The 13,576-nt window shown below is 68.9% G+C and carries 17 protein-coding genes and 1 tRNA gene; 10 read left to right on the top strand and 8 right to left on the bottom strand.

All coding sequences use genetic code 11. The features are described 5' to 3' along the window. The first annotated feature begins 33 nt into the window (after positions 1-33). A tRNA-Ala gene (locus tag BST17_RS11620) sits at positions 34-106 on the top strand. Positions 107-121: 15 nt separating this feature from the next. Here BST17_RS11620 and BST17_RS11615 read toward each other — a convergent pair. Together BST17_RS11615 and BST17_RS11610 are read right to left on the bottom strand one after the other, a co-directional pair. Beyond that, positions 122-586, bottom strand: a complete 465-nt coding sequence (locus BST17_RS11615) for a DUF4383 domain-containing protein (RefSeq protein ID WP_083058028.1) — start codon at positions 584-586, stop codon at positions 122-124. A gap of 115 nt (positions 587-701) precedes the next feature. Next, the gene (locus tag BST17_RS11610; protein ID WP_083058268.1) at positions 702-1,634 is read right to left on the bottom strand and encodes an SDR family oxidoreductase; all 933 of its coding nucleotides are present in this window, start codon (positions 1,632-1,634) and stop codon (positions 702-704) included. A gap of 87 nt (positions 1,635-1,721) precedes the next feature. Here BST17_RS11610 and BST17_RS11605 point away from each other — a divergent pair, with 87 nt between their 5' ends. The 3 genes from BST17_RS11605 to BST17_RS11595 all read left to right on the top strand — a co-directional run bounded on the left by BST17_RS11605 (position 1,722) and on the right by BST17_RS11595 (position 4,054). Continuing rightward, positions 1,722-2,552: a helix-turn-helix transcriptional regulator gene (locus BST17_RS11605; protein ID WP_083058269.1), complete on the top strand. Its 831-nt coding sequence runs from the start codon at positions 1,722-1,724 to the stop codon at positions 2,550-2,552. 1 nt (position 2,553) lies between these two features. Next, a complete protein-coding gene (locus tag BST17_RS11600) occupies positions 2,554-3,192 on the top strand; it encodes a hypothetical protein (protein WP_083058027.1) in 639 nt (212 codons plus the stop codon). A gap of 73 nt (positions 3,193-3,265) precedes the next feature. Next, positions 3,266-4,054, top strand: a complete 789-nt coding sequence (locus BST17_RS11595; protein WP_083058026.1) for a bestrophin-like domain — start codon at positions 3,266-3,268, stop codon at positions 4,052-4,054. Here the strand turns inward: BST17_RS11595 and BST17_RS29005 are convergent. From BST17_RS29005 to BST17_RS11585, 3 genes are all read right to left on the bottom strand, one after another. Next, positions 4,051-4,254, bottom strand: a complete 204-nt coding sequence (locus BST17_RS29005; RefSeq protein WP_133053540.1) for a hypothetical protein — start codon at positions 4,252-4,254, stop codon at positions 4,051-4,053. The two genes, BST17_RS11595 and BST17_RS29005, sit on opposite strands and share 4 nt — an antisense overlap. Positions 4,255-4,383: 129 nt before the next feature. Beyond that, positions 4,384-4,983 carry a carboxymuconolactone decarboxylase family protein gene (locus tag BST17_RS11590; protein ID WP_083058024.1) on the bottom strand — a complete coding sequence of 200 codons (600 nt, stop codon included), beginning with the start codon at positions 4,981-4,983 and terminating at the stop codon, positions 4,384-4,386. 157 nt (positions 4,984-5,140) lie between these two features. After that, complete coding sequence (locus BST17_RS11585; protein ID WP_083058022.1) at positions 5,141-5,788, bottom strand: TetR/AcrR family transcriptional regulator; 648 nt, start codon at positions 5,786-5,788, stop codon at positions 5,141-5,143. A 131-nt stretch (positions 5,789-5,919) separates the two neighbouring features. On the opposite strand from BST17_RS11585, the gene BST17_RS11580 reads away from it, so the two are divergent. Together BST17_RS11580 and BST17_RS11575 are read left to right on the top strand one after the other, a co-directional pair. Then, complete coding sequence (locus BST17_RS11580) at positions 5,920-6,918, top strand: acetyltransferase Pat (RefSeq protein WP_083058021.1); 999 nt, start codon at positions 5,920-5,922, stop codon at positions 6,916-6,918. After that, positions 6,915-7,733, top strand: coding sequence for a shikimate 5-dehydrogenase (locus BST17_RS11575; protein ID WP_083058019.1), 819 nt, complete (start codon positions 6,915-6,917; stop codon positions 7,731-7,733). Before BST17_RS11580 ends, BST17_RS11575 begins: the two co-directional genes overlap by 4 nt. On the opposite strand, the gene BST17_RS11570 is transcribed toward BST17_RS11575, so the two are convergent. Continuing rightward, on the bottom strand, positions 7,723-8,421 hold the full coding sequence (locus BST17_RS11570) for an envelope biogenesis lipoprotein LpqN (RefSeq protein WP_083058018.1): 699 nt from the start codon (positions 8,419-8,421) through the stop codon (positions 7,723-7,725). The genes BST17_RS11575 and BST17_RS11570 overlap by 11 nt on opposite strands. A gap of 72 nt (positions 8,422-8,493) precedes the next feature. Here BST17_RS11570 and BST17_RS28745 point away from each other — a divergent pair, with 72 nt between their 5' ends. Both BST17_RS28745 and BST17_RS11555 read left to right on the top strand, forming a co-directional pair. After that, entirely contained in the window at positions 8,494-9,207 is a 714-nt protein-coding gene (locus BST17_RS28745) for a DUF5642 family protein (protein WP_234807640.1), read from the top strand. Between the two features lie 10 nt (positions 9,208-9,217). After that, on the top strand, positions 9,218-9,871 hold the full coding sequence (locus tag BST17_RS11555) for a DUF5642 family protein (RefSeq protein WP_109750108.1): 654 nt from the start codon (positions 9,218-9,220) through the stop codon (positions 9,869-9,871). A gap of 21 nt (positions 9,872-9,892) precedes the next feature. Here the strand turns inward: BST17_RS11555 and BST17_RS11550 are convergent, their stop codons facing one another. Next, on the bottom strand, positions 9,893-10,501 hold the full coding sequence (locus BST17_RS11550; protein ID WP_083058012.1) for an alpha-ketoglutarate-dependent dioxygenase AlkB: 609 nt from the start codon (positions 10,499-10,501) through the stop codon (positions 9,893-9,895). 30 nt (positions 10,502-10,531) lie between these two features. Continuing rightward, positions 10,532-10,963 (bottom strand): redox-sensitive transcriptional activator SoxR, encoded by a 432-nt coding sequence (gene soxR / locus BST17_RS11545; RefSeq protein WP_083058011.1) that lies wholly within the window; start codon positions 10,961-10,963, stop codon positions 10,532-10,534. 43 nt (positions 10,964-11,006) lie between these two features. Here soxR and arcA point away from each other — a divergent pair, with 43 nt between their 5' ends. Further along, the gene (gene arcA, locus BST17_RS11540; RefSeq protein WP_083058266.1) at positions 11,007-12,206 is read left to right on the top strand and encodes an arginine deiminase; all 1,200 of its coding nucleotides are present in this window, start codon (positions 11,007-11,009) and stop codon (positions 12,204-12,206) included. 44 nt (positions 12,207-12,250) lie between these two features. Next, on the top strand, positions 12,251-13,561 hold the full coding sequence (locus BST17_RS11535) for a cryptochrome/photolyase family protein (RefSeq protein WP_083058265.1): 1,311 nt from the start codon (positions 12,251-12,253) through the stop codon (positions 13,559-13,561). Positions 13,562-13,576: the final 15 nt, after the last annotated feature.

Below are 13,576 nucleotides of genomic sequence, written 5' to 3'. Positions count from 1 at the left end.
GCGGGTGTTCCTGGTAGCCTCCTATCCGGTCAAGGGGCTATAGCGCAGTTGGTAGCGCGTCTCGTTCGCATCGAGAAGGTCAGGGGTTCGATTCCCCTTAGCTCCACAGAGTTTGAACAGGTCACACCAGCCCGAGGCTGTTCTCGTTGCGTCGGCCCAGGATGGCGCCGAGGCCCAGCATGCCGAGTGCCAGCCCGAGGTGCAGCCAGTTGTCGGCGTCGTTGACCGGAACGAAGTTCATCGCGCTGTGGTGGTCGATCACCAGTCCGTACAGGAACAGCACCAGGTAGATCGCGCCACCGCCGATGAGGTACCCGCGCGCGGCGTTGAATGTCCGGGCCAACGCGATGCCGGCCACACCGAACGCCAGATGCACCAGGTTGTGCAGCACCGACACGTTGAAGATGCCCAGCAGGGCGGCCTCGGAATGATGCCCGGCGAACGTCAGCTGGTCGTAGTTCGTCGTGATGCCGGGGATGAATCCGAGGATGCCCACCAGCAGGAAGACGGCGCCGACAGCCAGCGCCGCCTTCTGGACCGGGGTGCGGGTGGGTGCGGTGGACGTGCGCGAGTGGGGGGTGGTCACGGGAGTTCCTCACGGTAGGCGGCTCGCCGAGTCGCTGACTCCCGCTGTCTTGAGGATGCCCGACGATGATCGCGGCGTACCCGAGGGCCGGCGCGGCAAACGTCGGCGTCGCGGTTCAGCCGAACGACATCCCGGTGAGCTTTTCTGAGACCTCCCACAACCGCGCGGCGCCCGGACTGTCACGCAACGGCTTCCACAGCTTCTGCGCCCCGGGCGGCCCGCCGGCGTTGCCGGGCCACTGGGGTCCGTAGAACACGCCGGGGTCGGCCGCGGTGGCCGCCAGCAGCGCAGACAGCGGCGCGGTCTCCACGGTGCCCACCAGCAGACCGCGCGCCGACAGCCAGCGGATGATCCGCACGCCGGTGGTGTCCTCGGCGCGGCCGACCTCGGGACGCGCGGCCAGCAGACTGGTGGGCGCGACGCCGGGGTGGGAGATGTTGCTGGTGATGCCCCAGCCCTCGGCGGCGCTGCGGCGCGCGAGTTCCAGACCGAACAGTCCGCAGGCGATCTTCGACTGCCGATAGGCTGACATGCCGTCGTAGGTCAGATCCCAGTTCAGGTCCGTCCAGTTGATCGCACCGCTGCGCGCGGCGACGCTGGTCTGCGAGGTGACACGGGCCCGCCCGGCCCGCAGCAGCGGAAGCAACTGTGCGGTCAGCGCGAAGTGCCCGAGATGATTGGTGCCGAACTGCAATTCGAACCCGTCGGCGGTGGACTGGCGGTCGGGTGGGGTCATCACGCCGGCATTGTTGATCAACAGGTGGATGGGTGCGCCCTCGTCGCGCAGCCGCTCGCCGAGCGCGGCGACCGACGACAACGCGGACAGGTCCAGCGATTCCAGCCGCACCCGGGCCTGCGGATGGCGGGCCCGGATGGCGGCCGCGGCGGCTTCACCCTTGGCGGTGTTGCGGACCGGCATGATGACCTCAGCGCCGGCTCCGGCGAGGCGGGTGGCGATCACCGTTCCGATACCGTCGCTGGCCCCGGTCACCAGCGCGCGGCGTCCGGTCAGATCGGGCAGGGACACTTCGAACTTTTCACGTGGCATACCCACGACACTGCCCGGCCGGTACACCCGTAACCACGGACTGTCGATCCGTGGATGAGTGGGCGCGCGGGCAGCACAATGGCTGACATGATCGATCGAGCGGCGCTGGCGGACTTCCTGACCCGACGTCGCAGTGCCCTGCAACCCGAGGATGTCGGCCTGCCGCGCGGAGCCCGCCGCCGCACCAGCGGGCTGCGCCGCGAAGAGGTGGCCGCGCTGTGCCACATGTCGGCCGACTACTACTCGCGCCTGGAGCAGGAACGTGGCCCGCAACCGTCGGAGCAGATGATCGCCTCGATCGCCCAGGGGCTGCACCTGTCCCGCGACGAACGCGATCACCTGTTCCGGCTCGCCGGGCACCGGCCACCCCCGCGCGGCTCGGTCGGTGACCATATCAGCCCCGGCATGCTTCGCATCTTCGACAGACTGACCGACACCCCGGCCGAGATCGTCACCGAACTGGGGGAGACGTTGCGCCAGACGCCGCTGGGCATCGCACTGATGGGCGATCTGACCCGGCACACCGGACCCTCGCGCAGTATCGGGTACCGGTGGTTCACCGACCCGGCGGCCCGCGACATCCATCCGGTCGAGGATCACGAATTCTATTCGCGGATGTATGTTTCCGGATTGCGTGGCCTGATCGCACTTCGCGGCCCGGAGTCCAGGGCGGCGCAGCTGGCCGAACTGCTGCACGCGCAGAGTGCGGAGTTCGGCGACTACTGGGGCCGGCACGAGATCGGTGTCAAACCGCGAGAGGTGAAGCGCTACAACCATCCCGAGGTCGGTGCGCTGGAACTGAACTGTCAGATCCTGCTGGACCCGGAGGAATCGCACACGCTGCTGGTCTTCACCGCCGCCCCCGGCAGTGACAGCTACGAGAAGCTGCAACTGCTGTCGGTGGTGGGGGCGAACTAGGATGGGGTCGGTGTCACCGGACTGGCTGGTTCACCCGCGAAAAGCGCTGGGCGCACTGCACTTCGGCATGTCCGCGGCGCAGGTGGACGCTCTGTCGGCCACGTATGGCGAGGTGACCACCCGGATGGACGACACGATCTCCGACGATATGCTGCGCGACACCCTGGAGACCTTCGGCGACGGGCTCAGTGCGGCGGAGAAGCAGGAACTCATCGCCGCCTACGCCGAGGTCGCCGTCGACACCGACGGCATGGTGACCGAGACCCGCGGCGAGCCGGGCCTGGTTCTCCGCTACCAGCACGACCGGCTGGTCGAGATCATGCCGGCCATCGGGCAGCGCCCGCTGTTCATCGACGGCACCGACCTGTTCTCGCTGGACGGACTGCAGGCGCTGATGCTGCTGGAACGGCGCAACGGCGGTCCGGGACGGTATGCCGGTACCGAAGCGGCGTTCGACGGTCTGGCCATCTCGACGGACGGATTCTGTGTCACCGATCCGGCCGGGGTACAGGTCCTCGACGGTTCCGACGAGCGTTTCCGGCACCGGACGGTGATGCTGCGGCCGGCGCCCTACCGGCCGGAGGATGAGCTGGACCGATACGTCACCCATCGGTTCCTGGATCAGATCGGCATGCGGTAGCCGAGACTCCGGCGAGTGAACACGATGCAGTGACCTCCCCGGAGGCGGTGCCGGATCGCTCTACAGTCAGCCCATGAGCGCTTGGCTTGTCGGCCACATCCCCGCGGGTCTGCTGCTCGTGCTGCTGATCCTGCTGATCGCCGGTGGTGCGGTGCTGCTGCAACGGACCGTGCGCCGGCGCTTCCCGCACCTGCAGGGTGAGGATCACAACGACGTCACCAGGTTCACCTACGGGGTGATCGGCTTCGTCTACGCCTTCTTCATCGGCTTCGTGGTGTCCTCGATGTGGGGGCATATCAACACCGCCGACGCCAACGCCCGCGCCGAAGGCGCTGCGGCAGTGCAGTTGGCAAGGGACGCGGCGGCTTTCGCCGATGACGACGCCGCGCGGGTGCGCGCGGCGCTGACCGCCTACGGGCGGGCGGCGCTGGCGGAATGGCCCGGCGGTGGTGGCGGCGCAACCGATGCGGACCGGGCGCTGGCCGAGGTGTACCGGGCCTACGAGCAGGTGGTGGTGACCACCGACAGCCAGAAGAGCAGGCTGGCAACCTCGTTGAGCAATCTGGACAAGGTCAGCCAGGCCCGCACGGTGCGGACGCTGCAGGCCCGCGACGATGACGGCGCGCCCTGGCCGCTGTGGGGCGTCATCTTTCTGACCAGCACGCTGGTGCTGGGGACCGCGATCATCTACGGGGTCGAGAAGCCCTCGATGCACTATCCGATGGTGGCGATCGTCGGCGTACTGGTGGCCACCAATCTGTTCCTGGTGCTGCAGTTGTCGCACCCGTTCATCGGTGATGCGGCCACCACACCGGACCCACTGCGCGAGTTCGTGGCCGTGCTGCAGACCCCAGGTGATTAGAGCCGGTACATCTCGCGTGCCATCGCGGCGTCCTCGATGAACGCCTCGCGGGCCACGGCGCGATGGCTGGACTTGTGCCGCCGCGGCGCAGATTCCGTGAGCAACGTCGCCTTGATGCGTGCCAGCCATACTCGGAACGTGATGCGCGGCAACGGTATCGCCGCGACCGGTGATCCCCTCAGGGGTTGTGCTTGAGTCATGCTTCGACGCTACGAATCCCGCGCCGCCCGGGCATCGTGCCCGAGGGCGATCTTGATGTCCGACCGTGGTAGGAGACCGCCCCGCCCAGGGCATGAGAGCCGGCTCACAACGGCGTCGCGGCGGCCCTCTCAGCTGGGTTCGCCCGACCGGCCCGTCAGGTGTGCCCGGACGTCCTCGTCGAGCTCGACCCCGAACGATCGCAGCATCCAGCCCAGCGTCTCGTACGCGCCGACGGTGAAGATGACGTCCAGGATCTGCGTGGTGTCCAGGAACCCGGTCAGCCTCGCCCAGGTGGTCTCGGAGACGACCCCGTCGTGCACCAGTTCGTCGGCGCAGCGCAGCAGCGTGGCATCGGCCGTCGACCACAGCGAGGAGTCCGGTCCCCAGGCGATCTGGGCGACCTCGTCGCGGGAGATGCCGACATCTCCGGCGATCACCACGTGCTGGGCCCACTCGTACTCCGATTGCCGCAGGACCGCGGTGCGCAGGATGAGCAGTTCCCGCTGCCGCGGGGTCAGCGACGTCGCGGCGAGCAGGTGTCCGTTGAACGTGAAGAAGGCGTGCGCCAGTTCGGGATGATGCGCCATGGCGCCCAGCACGTTGAGGCCCTTCGGGCGCCCCTCGGTGGGCAGCGGGGGATGGCGGCGCACCGGCGGGTTCATCGCTGCGAGGGCGTCGCGCATCTCGGCCGGCCACTGTTTCGGTGGCAGCGGGTCAACACGGGTCATGAAAGCGGCATCCTCTCGTTGCGCTGGCACGGCCGGTAACGGCGTTCTCCAAAGATTGCACAACGATCCCGGAAACGGCGAATGCGACGCTACTGCCGTTCCCGGGATGTCAGGACCAACAACAGCGTCGCATTCGCCGAAGCGGTGCTCGGTCGCCTCAGCTCGCGGCGGGCGCCTGCATTTTCCAGAGGTCGTTGGCCAGCAGTCGCTGCAACCTGTCGATGACCGCCGCGACCTCGTCATCGGTACCCACGAAACCGGCGTAGAAGCCCATCCCGAACATCAGCACCAGCAACATCTCGATGAGCGCGTTGGCGTCGGTTTCGTCGGCCAGCTGGCCGTTTGCGATGGCGTCGCTGACGGCATCGGCGAGAAAGGTGCGGATTCCGTCGCGCGGGGCGTAGTCGTCGTTCTTCAGTTCCGGGTGGCGGTAGGCCTCCAGCATCGAGGTCACCAGGAACGCCGCGGCCGAGTCGATCTCGCGGTGCGCGGCCAGCATGCCGCTCATCAACGCGGACAACTTGTCCAGCAGGGTGGTCTGGCCGGCGGCCGCTGCCACGCCCGCCTCGATCAATGCGGTATTGGTCGTGTCCAGCACATTTTGGTAGAGATCGCGCTTGTTGGTGAAGTAGTGATTGATTGCCGGACGGGTCAGATCGGCCCGTTCTGCGATCTCCTGGAAGGTCGACGCGTCATAGCCGAGCTCGCTGAAGACCTGCCGGGCCGCGAAGATGATCCGCTCGCGGGTTTCCGCTCCGTTGGCTGCTCGTGGGCGCCCCCGAGTGCGGCGCAGCGCTTGTGTCATACGCGGAGTTTGCCACAGATTACTGACCTGTGCGTAGAAAACGCCACGAACTGCTGTTTTTGCGCGTTCCATAGCAAATGTGATCTTGATGTTTGTTGCCGGGCCCGTCGGGCGCGCCGTAGCCTCGTGGGGTGTCCGGAGTGACCGCTGTGCGCGCCGACGAACTGGCCTCCCTGGAGTTCTTCGCCGGCTGCTCGGTGGCTGCGCTGGGGCCGTTGGCCGCGCAGCTGCAACCGCTGGCGGCCGAACCCGGGCAGGTCCTGATGCGCCAGGGCGAGACGGCACTGACCTTCCTGCTGATCGGCACCGGGCGGGCCGAGGTGACCCACGTCGGCGACAACGGGGAGACGATCACCGTCACCCTCGAGCCGGGTGTCGTCGTCGGCGAGATCGCCTTGCTGCGCAACAAGCCGCGCACCGCCACCGTGGTCGCCGCCACGCCGCTGACCGGATGGGTCGGCGGGACCGATGCGTTCGCCGCGCTGCTCGAACTGCCGGGTGTGATGCCACGGGTGGTCCGTACCGCGCGTCAGCGGCTGGCCGCCTACCTGACCCCGATCGAGATCGCATTGCGCGACCACCTGGTGTTGCACCTGCGCCCGGTACTACCCGGCGACAATGTCCGCACCATCGACGGTCCCATCGAGTTCTCCGCCGAGACGCTCTATCGACGGTTCCAGAGCACCCGGGTGCCCACCCCGTCGCTGATGGCCTACCTGTTCGAGGTCGACTACGTCGACCACTTCGTCTGGGTGATGACCGCCGGCCCGGACGGGCCCGTCGTCGCCGACGCCCGGTTCGTCCGGGAGGGTCATGGCGCTCCCACCGCCGAGGTGGCGTTCATCGTCGCCGACATCTACCAGGGCCACGGCATCGGCACATTCCTGATGGACGCGCTGGCCGTCGCTGCGCACGTCGGGGGTGTCACCCGGTTCTCGGCGCGGGTGCTCACCGACAACTACGCCATGCGCGCCATCCTGGACCGCGCCGGGGCGCACTGGGTGCGCGATGATCTCAACGTGGTGATCACCGAGATCGATGTCCCGCCCGCCGCGGCGCTGTCCCTTCGACCCGAGATCTACGACGAGATCGCCGACCTGGCGCGACGCGTGATGCGGTCGATGGGATGAGGCCCGCCCTGAACAAGGACACCAAGGTCTGCATCTCGCTGGCCGCCCGGCCCAGCAACATCGGCACCCGGTTCCACAACTACCTGTACGACGAACTCGGCCTGGATTTCCTCTACAAGGCCTTCACGACCAACGACATCGTCGCCGCGATCGGCGGGGTGCGGGCGCTGGGCATCCGCGGCTGCTCGGTGTCGATGCCGTTCAAGAGCGATGTCATGGCCCTCGTCGACGACATCGAAGACTCGGCGCGGGCCATCGAGTCGGTCAACACGATCGTCAACGACAACGGGCACCTGACCGCCTCGAACACCGATTACCTTGCCGTGCAACAACTCATCGCCCAGCACGGGCTCGACGGTGATGACGCCGTCATCATCCGCGGCAGCGGCGGGATGGCCAACGCGGTCGCCGCCGCGTTCGCGGGGGCCGGCTTCACCGGCGGTCACATCGTGGCCCGCAACGGCCAGACCGGACGGGCGCTGGCCGACCGGATCGGCTGGGACTACGCCGCCGAGGTCGGGTCGCTGCGGGCACCGATCCTGGTCAACGTCACCCCGATCGGGATGGCCGGGGGTCCGGAGGAGACCGCACAGTCCTTCGACGACGACGCGATCGCCGCCGCCTACGCGGTGTTCGACGTGGTGGCGATGCCCTCGGAGACCCCGGTGATCACCGCGGCCCGGGCGGCGGGCGTGCAGGTGATCACCGGCGCCGAGGTGATCGCGCTGCAGGCGGCAGAACAGTTCGAGCGCTACACCGGGGTGCGGCCGACCGCCGAACAGATCGCCGCCGCCTCCGCCATCTCTAGGGCGTGATCGTCGTTTCCTGATCGAGTGCGGCGGTCGCGTCCATCAGCGGGCCCATCTGCTCCTCGGTGCCCTCGGCGTTGACCTGCAGCACGAACAACCCGTCGTCGGCGGGGATGATCGTGGTCTTCTGCGCCACCAGCAGCGTCTTGCCGTCCTTGACGTAGGTGCCGCCGACCTGCACGGCGTCGAAGCCGCCGAACTTGCCGGGCTCACCGTCGTTGCCGCCGTTGTACTCCGGCAGATTCTTCAGCTCGTTAGGTGCGTACTCCAGCACCTTGGCGCCATCGACATCGCCGGTGAGCTTGGACAGGATCGCGGTGATCGTCGGCGGGGGCGGCGGCATGGACGGATCGGTGTAGACGATCTGGCTCCAGGCCCACTCCGGGGTGGACGGGCCGGCGTCGATCCATCCCGGCGGCGTCGGCAGGTTCACCGACGGCGTGCCCGGATCGCCGCGCTTCACCTGGGCCTCGGTGATGCCGTTCTCCTGGATGTACTGCGCGATGGTGAGATTGGCCGCGTCCGCGGGCGCGGCGGCACCGGTGCTGGTCTCCTCGGCCGCGGCCGCCGAGGAGGTGGTTTCCGCGGCGGCCGAATCCGATTCGGTCTTGGTGTCGGATCCGCAGCCGGCCAGGGCCAGGCTGAGCACCGCAGCCGCGACGGCGGCACCGCGGGCGGTGGTCTGCTTGTTCATCGGTTCTCCTGTCGTGGGCGATCTCGCTCGGGACGTTACAGGGCTGGACAGGAACCGACCGGCTGTCCGGAAATGCGCCCGCAGAACGCCGGCGCGCCCGCTGCGGTGTGGTACCACAGCGGTGTGCGTGGCTACGCGATGTGCCTGGGTGTGGTGCTGGTGGTCAGCGGATGTGGCGCCGGTCCGCAGCCCGAACCCACCGGGGCCACGACACCGGCGGCCACGTCGGCCGCGCCGAACCCGGCCGCGATCGAACGAGTCCGCTCAGACCTACCGCCGGGCTACGAGGTGGCCGAGCTGCCCGGAAATGCTGCGCCCGCGGCCTTCTGGGGCGTCAAGCCGGACTGGACCGCCGATCCGCCCCAGTGCGCGGTGCTGGCCGATCCCGGCGCCGGGGCGCCCACCCACGGCTGGTCGGCGTCGGGTCCGGGCGGCATCATCCACGCGGTGGTGGCCGGGCCCGGCGCGAGGCCTCCGATCCCGCCGGGGTGCGCGGCCTGGACGCTGACCGGCGGACGCACCACGGCCGCCGTCAGCGCCGTCGGCGGCCCCGACATCGCCGACACGCCGACGGTGGCGATGGCGGCCGTCGCCACCACCGTCGTCGAGGGTGGCACCGAAACCCGCTCGCACGCCGACACCGCCACGGCCTTCCTGCACTCCGGTTACGTCGTCTTCGTCACCGTCGTCACCGATCCCGGCTCGGCACTGCCCACGCTCGGGCCCGATGTGGCGGCCCGGCTGCTGGTCTCGGCGGTGGCCGGGATCAGTGGCCGGCCCGGGTAGATTGGCGGCGATGCTGACGTCACGGGCCCTCGCCCTGGTTACCTGCGCCGCCGCGCTGACGGCGTGCACCTCATCCGACGCCGGGCACACCGACATCGCCAACGTCTTCGAGGTCAAGTCCACCTTCGACTCCGGGTTCCAGGTCACCACGTCCGGGCCCACCGGGATCGACCCGAAGCTGCTGGCGCCGCAGACGGTGCCCGCCGGGGTGAAGATCGAGCCGGCCGACTGCGCGAAGTTCGCCGCCGGCCTGGCCATTCCCCAAGGTGCGCAAGGCAATATGGCCGCCACCACCGCCGAGGGCAAGGGCAACCGCTTCATCGCCATCGCGGTCGAGACCTCCGAGCCGGTACCGCCCAACGATCCCGGGCCCAACTGCCAGATGGTGGCGTTCGGCGGGCCGGGCGTGCGCGGGCTGGTCGAGGTCGTCGAATCCCCACAGATCGAGGGGGCGCGGGTGCTGGGCACCCACCGCGTGGTGCAGACCACCATGGACGGCAAACCGCACAGCGGCGAATTGTTCAACTACGTCGCGAGCTTCGACTCCTACCTGGTGATCGTGACCGCCAACCCACTGGTGGTGCCCAACACCCCGGTCGCGCCGGTGGACACCGCCAAGGCGCGCGAGCTGCTGACTGCCGCGGTCGCCGCGGTACGGGGCTGACCCGGATCTGCGCCAGCCCGGCTAACGCACGTCGCGCACCCGGAACTGGATGCTGATCCGCGGCCCGGTCGGCCGGGCCGTCTTGGGGACCGCGTGCTCCCAGGTGCGCTGCGCCGATCCGCCCATCACCAGCAGATCGCCGTGCGCCTGGGGCAGGCGCAGGCTGCGCCCGCCGCCGCGCGGGCGCATCGCGAAGACCCGGCGGGCGCCCAGGCTGACGATCGCCACCATGGTGTCCTCGGTGCTGCTGCGGCCGACGGTGTCACCGTGCCAGGCCACACTGTCGTTGCCGTCGCGGTACAGGCACAGTCCGGCACTGGTGAACGGTTCACCGAGTTCGCCGGCATAGATGTCGTTGAGGCGGACGCGCAACCGGGCGATCGCGGGGTGCGGGGCGGGTCCGGCGGACAGATCGTGGAAGCTCACCAGGCGCGGCACGTCGAGCACCCGTTCGTACATCTGCCGGCGCTCGGCACGCCACGGCACCGCCGCCGACAGCTCGTCGAACAGCGTCTTGTCGTCGTCCAGCCAGCCGTTGAGCCAGCCGGCGCGCACGTCGATCCAGGCACCCGCGCCCAGATCTCGACGTTCCGAATGGTCGAAGAGCGACCCTTGGACGGCCAGAGACACGACACGAGACTATCGCACACCTGTTCGAAATCACAGGTTGGCGGCGCCGGGTCCCCGATCGGCCAGCACATCCTCGGGATTGGCCAGCTGACAGGACCTGAGGCTCAGGCATCCGCACCCGATACAGCCGGCCAGGTTGTCGCGCAACCGCTCCAGATGCAGGATGCGGTCGTCGAGATCCTGGCGCCAACCCGCCGACAACCGGGCCCAGTCCTTGCTGGTCGGGACGCGGTCATCCGGCAGGGTGGCCAACGCATCCCGAATCCGGGCCAGCGGGATGCCCAGGCGCTGTGACATCCGGATGAACGCGACCCGGCGCAACGTCTCGCGGCGATAGCGACGCTGGTTGCCCGAGGTGCGCCGCGAGACGATCAGGCCCTCGCGCTCGTAGAAGTGCAGCGCAGAGACGGCCACTCCGCTGCGGAGTGACATCTCACCGGGCGTGAGCTCATGCGTCTCCATACACCTCAACCATAGTTGAGTTAACGTTGCCTTCGTGGAAGCGATACCGCTGGGTTCCAACTCGGAGGTCGGCAGGCTGCGCACGGTCATCCTGCACCGCCCCGGCGCGGAGTTGCAGCGGCTGACCCCGCGCAACAACGACACCCTGCTCTTCGACGGGCTGCCCTGGGTGAGCAAGGCCCAGGAGGAGCATGACGCCTTCGCCGCGCTGCTCACCTCGCGCGGGGTGGAGGTACTACTGCTGGGCGATCTGCTGGCCCAGGCGCTGGCCTCCGGGGCGGCCCGGATGCACGGAATCTCCGCCGCCGTCGACCCCCGACGGTTGGGAGTGCCGCTGGCCCACGAGCTCTCGGCCTATCTGCGCACGGTGGACCCGGCCACCCTGGCGCACCTGTTGATGGCGGGCATGACCTTCGACGAGTTGCCGTTCGCGTCCACCGAGTTCTCGCTGGTGCGCCGCATGCACCACGGCGGCGATTTCGTCATCGACCCGCTACCCAATCTGCTGTTCACCCGCGACTCGTCGTTCTGGATCGGGCCGCGGGTGGCCATCACCTCGCTGGCGCTGCCCGCCCGGGTCCGCGAGACCTCGCTGACCGACCTCATCTACGCCCACCACCCGCGGTTTTTGGGGGTGCGGCGGGCCTACGAGTCCCGCTCCGCCCCCGTCGAGGGCGGTGATGTGCTGCTGCTGTCGCCCGGGGTGGTCGCGGTCGGTGTCGGCGAGCGGACCACCCCCGCCGGCGCGGAGGCGCTGGCGCGCAGCCTGTTCGACGACGATCTGGCACACACCGTGCTGGCCGTGCCGATCGCCCAGGAGCGTGCCCAGATGCACCTGGACACCGTCTGCACCATGGTCGACGTCGACGCCGTGGTGATGTACCCCAACATCGTGGACTCGTTGTCCGCCTTCACCATCCACAAGGTGTCCGGTGGCGGGGTGAAGATCGACCGGGCGGCGCCGTTCGTGGCGGCGGCCGCCGACGCGATGGGCATCGGCAAGCTGCGCGTCATCGACACCGGGCTGGACCCGGTGACGGCCGAGCGCGAACAGTGGGACGACGGCAACAACACCCTGGCGCTGGCGCCGGGCGTGGTGGTGGCCTACGAGCGCAACACCGAGACCAACACCCGGTTGGCCGACTCCGGTATCGAGGTGCTGCCCATCGCGGCGTCCGAGTTGGGCACCGGCCGCGGCGGTCCGCGCTGCATGTCCTGCCCGGCGGCGCGCGACCTGCTCTGAACGCATATGTTTGCCCCGATCTGGGATGGGGCAGCATGAAGTACATGCCAACGCTGCTGTGGTTCCGGCGCGACCTGCGGTTACGCGATCTGCCCGCCCTGCTGGACGCCGCGAAATCCGACGGTGCCGACGGGCAGGTGCTGGCCTGCTATGTGCTCGATCCGCGCTTGCACGCCAGTTCCGGACCGCGGCGGTTGCAATATCTCTACGACGCGCTGCGTGACGTCGCCGATCAGCTCGACGGCAGGCTGTTGGTCACCGAGGGGCGCCCCGACGAACGAATCCCGGCACTGGCCAAGGCGATCGACGCGTCGGCGGTGCACGTCTCCGGGGACTTCTCGCCGTTCGGGGTGCGTCGCGACGAGGCGGTGCGCGCCGCGCTCGGCGACATCCCGCTCGAGGAGAGCGGCTCACCGTATCTGGTGTCGCCGGGACGGGTCACCAAGGACGACGGCACTCCCTACAAGGTGTTCACCCCGTACTTCCGGGCCTGGCGCGAACACGGCTGGCGGGCCCCGGCCAAGACCGGACCCACCACCGCGACATGGGTCGACCCCAAGGACGTCGGGCGCGGCGCCAAGCGCACCGACATCCCCGCCGGCGAGGCCGAACTGGACCTGCCCGCGGGCGAGACCGCGGCGCACAAGGCGTGGAAATCGTTCGTCAAGAACAAGATTGCCGACTACGGCGATGACCGCAACCGACCCGACATCGACGGCATCAGCCGGATGTCGGCGCACCTCAAGTTCGGCGCCATCCATCCGCGCACCATGGCCGCCGACCTCACGTCGGGGGAGGGCCCGCAGGCCTATCTGCGCGAGTTGGCGTTCCGCGACTTCTACGCCACCGTGCTGCACGCCTGGCCGCGCAGCGTGTGGTGGAACTGGAACAAGGCCTTCGACGCCATCGCCGTCGACGAGGACGCCGACGCCGAGAAGCGTTTCGCGGCGTGGAAGGCCGGTAAGACCGGTTTCCCGATCGTCGATGCCGGCATGCGCCAGCTGTCCGAATCCGGGTTCATGCACAACCGGGTCCGGATGATCACCGCGTCGTTTCTGGTCAAGGATCTGCACCTGCCCTGGCAGTGGGGTGCGCGCTGGTTCCTGGAGCAGCTGGTCGACGGGGACATGGCCAGCAATCAGCACGGCTGGCAGTGGGCCGCCGGCTGCGGCACCGACGCCGCCCCGTACTTCCGGGTGTTCAACCCCGACACCCAGGGCAAGAAGTTCGACCCCGACGGCGCGTATGTGCAGCGCTGGGTCCCCGAGTACGGCAGCGACGACTACCCCGAGCCGATGGTCGACCACAGCGCCGAGCGCAAGGAGGCGCTGCGCCGCTACGAAGCCATCAGGTAACTCTCCAACCCGGCG

The organism is Mycolicibacterium bacteremicum (assembly GCF_002086115.1).
GTDB lineage: Bacteria > Actinomycetota > Actinomycetes > Mycobacteriales > Mycobacteriaceae > Mycobacterium > Mycobacterium bacteremicum.
This window is presented reverse-complemented; position numbering and strand designations above follow the sequence as displayed.

Bases quoted from the DNA above. Each gene is read 5' to 3' on its own strand.
- BST17_RS11535 (WP_083058265.1), top strand. From the start codon at position 12,251: ATGCCAACGCTGCTGTGGTTCCGGCGCGACCTGCGGTTACGCGATCTG.
- BST17_RS11610 (WP_083058268.1), bottom strand. From the start codon at position 1,634: ATGCCACGTGAAAAGTTCGAAGTGTCCCTGCCCGATCTGACCGGACGC.
- BST17_RS29005 (WP_133053540.1), bottom strand. From the start codon at position 4,254: ATGACTCAAGCACAACCCCTGAGGGGATCACCGGTCGCGGCGATACCG.
- BST17_RS11590 (WP_083058024.1), bottom strand. From the start codon at position 4,983: ATGACCCGTGTTGACCCGCTGCCACCGAAACAGTGGCCGGCCGAGATG.
- BST17_RS11575 (WP_083058019.1), top strand. From the start codon at position 6,915: ATGAGGCCCGCCCTGAACAAGGACACCAAGGTCTGCATCTCGCTGGCC.
- BST17_RS11595 (WP_083058026.1), top strand. From the start codon at position 3,266: ATGAGCGCTTGGCTTGTCGGCCACATCCCCGCGGGTCTGCTGCTCGTG.
- BST17_RS11600 (WP_083058027.1), top strand. From the start codon at position 2,554: ATGGGGTCGGTGTCACCGGACTGGCTGGTTCACCCGCGAAAAGCGCTG.
- BST17_RS11585 (WP_083058022.1), bottom strand. From the start codon at position 5,788: ATGACACAAGCGCTGCGCCGCACTCGGGGGCGCCCACGAGCAGCCAAC.
- BST17_RS11555 (WP_109750108.1), top strand. From the start codon at position 9,218: ATGCTGACGTCACGGGCCCTCGCCCTGGTTACCTGCGCCGCCGCGCTG.
- BST17_RS11605 (WP_083058269.1), top strand. From the start codon at position 1,722: ATGATCGATCGAGCGGCGCTGGCGGACTTCCTGACCCGACGTCGCAGT.
- BST17_RS11570 (WP_083058018.1), bottom strand. From the start codon at position 8,421: ATGAACAAGCAGACCACCGCCCGCGGTGCCGCCGTCGCGGCTGCGGTG.
- BST17_RS28745 (WP_234807640.1), top strand. From the start codon at position 8,494: ATGCGCCCGCAGAACGCCGGCGCGCCCGCTGCGGTGTGGTACCACAGC.
- soxR (WP_083058011.1), bottom strand. From the start codon at position 10,963: ATGGAGACGCATGAGCTCACGCCCGGTGAGATGTCACTCCGCAGCGGA.